8 protein-coding genes are annotated in these 7,082 nt (G+C 47.0%); all 8 read right to left on the bottom strand.

The window, feature by feature from the left end; genetic code table 11:
• Positions 1–74: 74 nt before the first annotated feature.
• On the bottom strand, positions 75–1,148 hold the full coding sequence (locus JRI46_11845; GenBank protein MBW2040257.1) for a PAS domain-containing protein: 1,074 nt from the start codon (positions 1,146–1,148) through the stop codon (positions 75–77).
• Between the two features lie 126 nt (positions 1,149–1,274).
• Positions 1,275–2,420 carry a hypothetical protein gene (locus tag JRI46_11850; GenBank protein ID MBW2040258.1) on the bottom strand — a complete coding sequence of 382 codons (1,146 nt, stop codon included), beginning with the start codon at positions 2,418–2,420 and terminating at the stop codon, positions 1,275–1,277.
• Positions 2,420–3,040: a GTPase domain-containing protein gene (locus JRI46_11855; protein MBW2040259.1), complete on the bottom strand. Its 621-nt coding sequence runs from the start codon at positions 3,038–3,040 to the stop codon at positions 2,420–2,422. The genes JRI46_11850 and JRI46_11855 overlap by 1 nt, the downstream gene beginning before the upstream one ends.
• 11 nt (positions 3,041–3,051) lie before the next feature.
• Entirely contained in the window at positions 3,052–3,465 is a 414-nt protein-coding gene (locus JRI46_11860; protein MBW2040260.1) for a roadblock/LC7 domain-containing protein, read from the bottom strand.
• A gap of 116 nt (positions 3,466–3,581) precedes the next feature.
• Positions 3,582–4,604: a hypothetical protein gene (locus JRI46_11865; GenBank protein MBW2040261.1), complete on the bottom strand. Its 1,023-nt coding sequence runs from the start codon at positions 4,602–4,604 to the stop codon at positions 3,582–3,584.
• 37 nt (positions 4,605–4,641) lie between these two features.
• On the bottom strand, positions 4,642–5,760 hold the full coding sequence (locus JRI46_11870) for a response regulator (protein MBW2040262.1): 1,119 nt from the start codon (positions 5,758–5,760) through the stop codon (positions 4,642–4,644).
• Positions 5,761–5,792: 32 nt separating this feature from the next.
• Positions 5,793–6,650 carry a phosphate/phosphite/phosphonate ABC transporter substrate-binding protein gene (locus JRI46_11875; GenBank protein ID MBW2040263.1) on the bottom strand — a complete coding sequence of 286 codons (858 nt, stop codon included), beginning with the start codon at positions 6,648–6,650 and terminating at the stop codon, positions 5,793–5,795.
• Positions 6,651–6,669: 19 nt separating this feature from the next.
• Positions 6,670–7,082 (bottom strand): HAMP domain-containing protein (locus tag JRI46_11880; protein ID MBW2040264.1); only part of this gene is annotated, 413 nt, incomplete at its 5' end.

Raw genomic sequence — 7,082 nt, forward strand, 5'->3', positions numbered from 1 at the left:
CCTCGCAGGACATCTTTCCCAAGACCTCTGATAGGGTGCAACACATCACCTCGTCATCATCAACAATGAGTATATTAGGTCTGATCCCCATTTTCCATCGCCATTGGGAGTTTTATGATAAAGGTAGAACCCTTACCTAGATAGCTCTCCACGGCAATCTTTCCTCCATGCCCTTCCACGATCTTATGGGTTATGGAGAGGCCCAACCCTAACCCCTTACTCTTGGTGGTATAAAATGGATCAAAGATTTTGGGAAGGTGTTCAGGAGCTATCCCCTTTCCGGTATCCTTTACCTTGATCTGAATCCATCCCTTTTGTGAATTCCGTTTGCTCACCTCCACCACCAGTTCTCCCCCAACTGGCATGGCATGAAGGGCGTTGAGAAAAAGGTTCATGAACACCTGCTGCATCTGGTTGAAATCCAAGGGGATGGGAGGTAGGCCATTGGCATATACCTCCTTGATCATGATCCCTGTCTTTTCTGCCTCCTTAGTCAAAAGCCCTTTGACTTCCTTGATGATGTCTTGGATATGACAGGGGGCAAGGTTAAGGCGCCTGGGTTTGACAAAGGAGAAAAAGGTGCGCAGCAGATCGTTGAGCCTGTCAATCTCTTTGATGATCCGATCAAGGTACTCCTTCCTGTGGTCATCCTTCCCCAGTTCTTCGTTTAAGGCTTGAGCGGTGGTCTTGATTCCAGCCAGAGGATTCCTTATTTCGTGGGCCAAGGTGGAGGAGAACTCCCCCAGATATGCCAATCGGTCCATCTTGAGAATCTCTTCCTGCATCTTGTAAATCTGGGTCATATCCTGCAGATTCACCACCTTCCCCCTCTCTCTCCCAGAGGAGTCGTGATAAGGAAAGATCAATAATTTGATGGGGGGACCTTCCTTTTTCTTCTGGAACAAGATTTGTCCATCTCCCTTAATTCTCCCTTGCCCCTCATCTCCTTGATACAAAAGGTTGAGAAGACGTTTACCCAAGAGGAGATCCCCCTTTTCCCCCAGAATCTCCTTCGATGCCTTATTGGCAAAGATGACCTTTTCCCCCTTGTCCAAAAGGACCACCCCTATATCAATCCCATCTAAGATCTCTTTCACAAAGGGGCCAGGCCTCTCCGCCCCACTGGATTTCTCGTTACCTTTCATCATACTCAGAGTACCTACCCCTCCAGCCTAAGGGGCTATCTGCTCCACATCGAGGATCCATACCTCTCCCCTCTCCGATACCCCTTTCCCCAAAATATAGGGCTTGCCCTCAACGGGGTGATATTCGACCTACTCTCGGGATATGGCTTGGTCTACGATAACTGCTGCCGGGTTATCATCTCTACCCTTGACCAAGAGCACAAGGGGGTTTTCCTCCGTCGATGGTTTAAGTCTAAATACCTGAAAAGGGTTCAAAAGGGAGATCTCTCTGTCCTTTAATTTAACCTTGCCGCTCTCGATAAAAAAATCTGCCACCCATTTTTTTACCGGGAAACTCCTCACTATATGATCGTCAGGAAGACCAAAAAGAGCCTCCGAGGCCTCAAAGAGGGAGATGGCCATTGTAGGCACTCTAAGGGGTTGCTGCGGCGCAAAATCTGACGGTTGATACGATCCCCTCTCTAACCTCTCATCTAACTCCACTATCTCTTCCTCTTCCGGCTCTTTTCTTAATTCCTCAGCCTTAAGTATCCTCTGCAGATCGGCCTTGTAGCTGATTATCTCCTTGTGGATATTTTCCCATCTCTTTCTTTCGTTGTCGAGCACCGCCTCCAGCTTTTGGATCCTATCCATTAATCTCTTTATCTCTTCAAAGGAAATCCTTGCCTCCTTAAGAGGCCTCTTGGTCACAATCTTCTCTTCAATGGATATCCTCTCCTCCTCAGGAGGTCTTCTGGTTACTATTCTCTCTTTTGGCACCTCTTCTTCTATTTTCAGCCTCTGAAACTCCACAGTTAACTCCCTCACTAAGGTCTTCTTATCGATCTCAAAAGAAAACCGTTCATCGGTCATTCCTTTGACGACCTTCCAAGACTTTTGCAAGAACTTTAGGGCATGGGGGGTGAGTTTACTCTCATCTAACAGAAGTTGATAGAGGACCTTTTGGATCAAGATGGCAACCGCTTTAAACTCATCCCCTCCATAAGGAAGCTTCCTTAGATCCTGGATGAGGTTGATGGCCTTGTTTATGTGCTTGGAGCTGATATCCCACTCCAAGGTCAACAATTGGGCCTCCACTTCCTCTAGCTTGTCCCGAAGCTCAGGAGAGAGTACTCTTCCCTCTTTTATCGGAGGTGCTGTGGGAGAAGGGTGAACTTCTTTAGGTTGGACGACCGGACCGGCCTGCCTCTTTTTTTCCACAAAAAGTTTATCTACGGCGCCCTCTATTTCTCTTTCCAGATCCGTTAGATCCCAACCACTATCTTTTTCGTTCATCAAAGTTGTCCTTTTGTTAAGACCTTCTTACTTACATCCTTCACTACCAATTTGCTTATCTCCCTCAGGGTCTCAAAGATGCCTGACCCTTTTAGGGCACTGGCGGAGAAAAAGGGTGCATTTAGATAAGAGTTAAGGTCCCTTTCCATTTCAGCGATAGTCAGTACAGGTATATTACTTCCCTCCAAGTCCCTCTTATTGTATTGCATGATCATGGGGATATTGGTGATGTCCAATCCCCTCTCTTTGAGATTATAGGCCAAATTTTCCAAACTCTCGATGTTCTTCTCCCTCTGCACCCGCATGGAATCAGCCACAAATACAATTCCATCGACCCCCCTCAAGACCAATTTTCTCGTAGCGTCGTAATGCACTTGTCCTGGTACAGTGTAAAGTTGCACCCTGATCTTAAAATCCCTGATACTTCCTAAATTAAGTGATAAAAAATCAAAGAAAAGGGTTCTATCTCCCTTTGTATCTATAGAGACCAAATGCCCCCTGATATCATCATTGGTGCGCTCATAGATAAACCTCAAATTGGTAGTTTTGCCCCCGAGGCCAGGGCCATAGTAGACGATCTTGCACTGAATCTCTCCCGAACTAAAATTTATGAAGGCCATAAGATATTGAGCTACTCCCCTCTGTTTCTCTCTATGATTCCCCTGAATATTTCGTGCAATTCACGTACCACTTTTTCCGTCCTCAATCTCACTAGGCCCAAAGTGGTCCGGTCGTCAAATAAGGTCACCATGATGAATTCCGTGCCGATCTTAGAAAAATGTACGTTCTCATTTTTCCCTTTGTGGAAGAGGAGGGCAAATTCATCTTCTCCTAAAAGTCTTGCTATCTCTGCAGTGGCGCCAAAATTGGCTGCGGTTAGGGCAGAGAGGGCGATGACATCCAAGGTTGAGGGGTCACCGCTGGAGGCGATGAGCTGTCCTGACCTATCGATTAAAAGGGCACAATGGGCTCCCGAACTGCTCAACATCTTGTCCAGGCCCCGCTCAATTCTGACAATGTCTTGATCGGAGATGATGATATTCATTTCCTTCCTCGTTTGCTAATTTTATGGATATCTAATTTTAGCCCACTTAGTCTCTATAGCACCTTACTGACATTCTGTAAAGAAAAAATGGCCAAAAATCGATCATTGGCCGAAAATCAAGGGCCGAGGATCTCCGGCATGACCGATTTTAGGCCAAGGACTTCTATCCTTTCCCCATACTTTTCAATTGTTAGTTTTAGGGTTGAATTTATCCTCGCATACAATTCATCCCTAGGGATCTTTACAGGGATTCTTTCCAGAGTCAGGTCGATGCAATCCTTGATTCCTTGCACAAATTCTCCCACGGGCACCTTCCCCCAGAATTTTATCTCCCCATTCTCATATTCAAATTCGGCTATAAAGGGATCGAGGAAGGGATAATCCTCCGATTTTTCCACCTGCGACCTTTTGAAACCATCTCGGAAGGAGCCTTTGCGGGTGGTCAATCCATCCACCAAGTCCTCGATCTTCTCCATCACTTCTTGCATCACCTCTATAGCCCCTTGAAGGTCCATGGCTTGAGCTATCTCCACCCTTTCGGCCCCACTTTCTAACAGGCCAGCGCGATAGACATTGAAGGTTGCACCCGTGTTCTGGGCATCGTCTATTATTTTTGTCAACATCTCCTTACCGTATATCCCCCCACCTCCTTCACCGGACATCATAGCCTCCGCAACCTCCCCTTCTTGGAAGAAGATGATCCCCCTCCCTTTGTTGTCTTTTAAAGTTATGTCGATGTACCCTGAATGTCTTTCTTTGCTTAATTTCTCTATCAACTTATCTAAACTGGTGAACTCCGTGGACAAGTCTTTATATATCGCCTCTTCCATAGATGTGCTTGCCAAAATTGTCACCATCTCCGGGGCCAATCTATGGACATTGATCCTTCCATCCTTTTGCTTGGACATGTGGATGATGTTCTCCACCGCCTCTTCCCCCCCCTTTATCGTACCCTTCGCCTCCTCGATGGCGTTAACTATCTCTCCAGCCTCTAAAAAGAGGGCCCCTTCATAATCCCAAAATGAGAGTTGCACATAGCCGGTAAAATCATCCTCTTTTAGCGATTGGAGAAAGCTGTTGAGATCGACAAAAGAAGTCCTCAGATTTTCATAAACGGCCTCTCCCTTTGGTAAGATCATATTTCAAGACCTCCTCTAATTTTTTAAGAATTTAAACTTAAAACCTTGATAATCTCCTCTCCAAGATGTTTCTGGCCGCTAAATAGAACTCATCCGCCGCGGTCCTTTCACACAAAACAACCATCAGAAAAAGGTGGTTATACCTCATAATGATCGATTGATTGTTCTTGTGCCCAAGGTTTACCCTCACAGGCTGGGTATCCCCCAAGGCCTTCCCCAACCTAGCGCCCACGGTGAACATCAACAAGGGGACCAAAGCGTCCTTTTCGGTAAAATCGTGATCGTCGCTGGTTAGTATCCTCCCTTTATCATCAACACATATCCCCTTTTCATAGCCATCAATGCTGGTCAACATCCTCAATACCCTTTCCAGCGATTCTTTTACTTCGATCTCTTTACCCAGATCCTCAAAGGCCTCCTCCACCTCCTGCAATAGGACTGAGCTATCTTTATTTTTTGTGATGGCGACCTCATCACTTCGTTTCATCCCCTCTAATAAAAGGTGTTCCCAACGGTTCGTAATGGTCTCTTTAGGAGCCGAGATCCCCATTTGAGAGGTAAACCTCCCTTCCTTCCAGCCTAGCATGGTATATAAAGCCTCTTCTCCTTCCAGGTTCCCTATTTCCGCGTGAACGATCTCGCCGTTCTTGAAGTAAATTAAACCCGCTTCACCGCTCCTGAAGACGGTGAGGGACATGGTAAACCTGCCTAGACACCCCATCTGGATGATATCGACGAGTTGTAGGTCGAGGAGTTGGCCTGCAAACCCCCCCCTCTTCTCCTCCAAGGCCTTAAGGATGAGGCCCCTTATATCAGATATCTCAAAGGGTTTCTCGATATAATAGTAAGAGCCCCTCTTGGTGGCCTCCTTTTGCACCTCTGGTGATCCATAGGCCGTCATGATGAGCACCTTGGTCAAAGGGTATTCTTCCCTTATCTTTAAGAGTAAATCAAGACCATTGATGTCCGGCATCTTTATATCTGTTACCACCACATCGATATGATATTTTTGTAGGGCCTGAAGGGCCTCTCTTCCCGTGTTGGCGATGATAAGCTCATATTTCTCCTTATCTTTGGCCAAAGTTTTGGTCATACTCCAGGTCAAGGTCTCTTCATCATCCACTACGAGGACCCTTTTTGTATCTTTTCCTGCCATTTTTTGTCCCTCAGGGATCAAGATCTCGTTTTTCACCTTCCTTGAATCTTTGCCCGATACTCCTCAAGATAATTGGCCGGTATAGGGGCAAATCGCCTTATCTTGGCGGCCTTCAAGACGGGGTGTCCCAGGGGGATATTTAACAAGGCCTCTTGAACCATCTTTTTGACCTCCGCTGGCAATTCTTTATTGGCGCTAAAGACCCAATTGGGGATATAGTCTGTATAGGCAATGACCTTTATCTCCTGCACCTCTCCTGGTGAGAGTAACCCCTTGCTCTCTATCCTCCCCAAGACCTCCTCTGCAACAAAGCCGGCGTCGGCCCTTTTGAGTATTACGTCAAAGATGACATTTTCCTGTTTGTTCCCCTTCGCCTCAACAATAGAGAGATCGGCATATACATCCAGTCTTCCCCTCAAGAGGACCTTTTGGGCGATGAAGCCCCCAGCACTGTGTAGGGAGACGATGCTCACCTTCTTTCCCTTCAGGTCTTCTATCTTGTTTATTCCACTGGCCTTTCTGGTGATAATCACCCCTCTGAACTCGATCCCCCACTTCTTCCCTTTCTCGGTCAAGGTGAGGGGGGAACTGGTCTCCCATACCTCCAAAAAGACGTAGGGGTTTTGATAGAAGAAGTCCACCCCCCCCTTTTTTACCAACTCGATGTGGTGTTCGAAATTACGAGGGATGATGAGCTCGAACCGAACGCCCAATGTATCCCCCAAATAGGTCATCAAGGGGTTAAACCTCTGCCACATCTCAATGGGTAGGTACTCAGGGAGGAAGGCGACCTTATAGATCTCCTTTGCCAGCAGGGGTTGTGGACGCCCTATGAGGAGAAATAGAAACGATATGAAGATCATAAGAGAGATAAATATTGTCCTCTTCATCCCCTCTTAACCACTAATTCTATCTTCTTCTTAGCCTCTCGATGGCGGCCTTGAGGCTTATCTCCATCCTCCGCAAGGCCTCAGCCAATACCCCGATCTCGTCCTTGGTCTTCACCTCTATCCTCGCCCCTAGATCCCCCATGCTTATCCGATCGGCCACCTGGGCCAGATGCAGCAGGGGCTGGGTAATCCGCCGGGAGATCAATATAGCCGCTGTTATCGCCACAAGCAGCGCAATGATGGCCATGATACCGATGGCCACCATCTGTTCTTGGGCCTCCTTTTCAAACCTCTCCTTTAACCTCACGATAGGAGAACGAAATTCATCTATATATGTCGTGGCCGCAATGCCGTATTTGCCCCCCTCCACAGGGACACATATCATAAACTTATCCCTTATCTTGCCATCAGGGTCCTCCCATTTATAATAGC

It is taken from the genome of Deltaproteobacteria bacterium (assembly GCA_019308925.1).
GTDB lineage: Bacteria > Desulfobacterota > B13-G15 > B13-G15 > RBG-16-54-18 > JAFDHG01.

Coding starts and splice junctions, on each gene's coding strand:
- JRI46_11855 (MBW2040259.1), bottom strand. CDS start 3,040: ATGGCCTTCATAAATTTTAGTTCGGGAGAGATTCAGTGCAAGATCGTC.
- JRI46_11860 (MBW2040260.1), bottom strand. CDS start 3,465: ATGAATATCATCATCTCCGATCAAGACATTGTCAGAATTGAGCGGGGC.
- JRI46_11865 (MBW2040261.1), bottom strand. CDS start 4,604: ATGATCTTACCAAAGGGAGAGGCCGTTTATGAAAATCTGAGGACTTCT.
- JRI46_11870 (MBW2040262.1), bottom strand. CDS start 5,760: ATGGCAGGAAAAGATACAAAAAGGGTCCTCGTAGTGGATGATGAAGAG.
- JRI46_11850 (MBW2040258.1), bottom strand. CDS start 2,420: ATGAACGAAAAAGATAGTGGTTGGGATCTAACGGATCTGGAAAGAGAA.
- JRI46_11845 (MBW2040257.1), bottom strand. CDS start 1,148: ATGATGAAAGGTAACGAGAAATCCAGTGGGGCGGAGAGGCCTGGCCCC.
- JRI46_11875 (MBW2040263.1), bottom strand. CDS start 6,650: ATGAAGAGGACAATATTTATCTCTCTTATGATCTTCATATCGTTTCTA.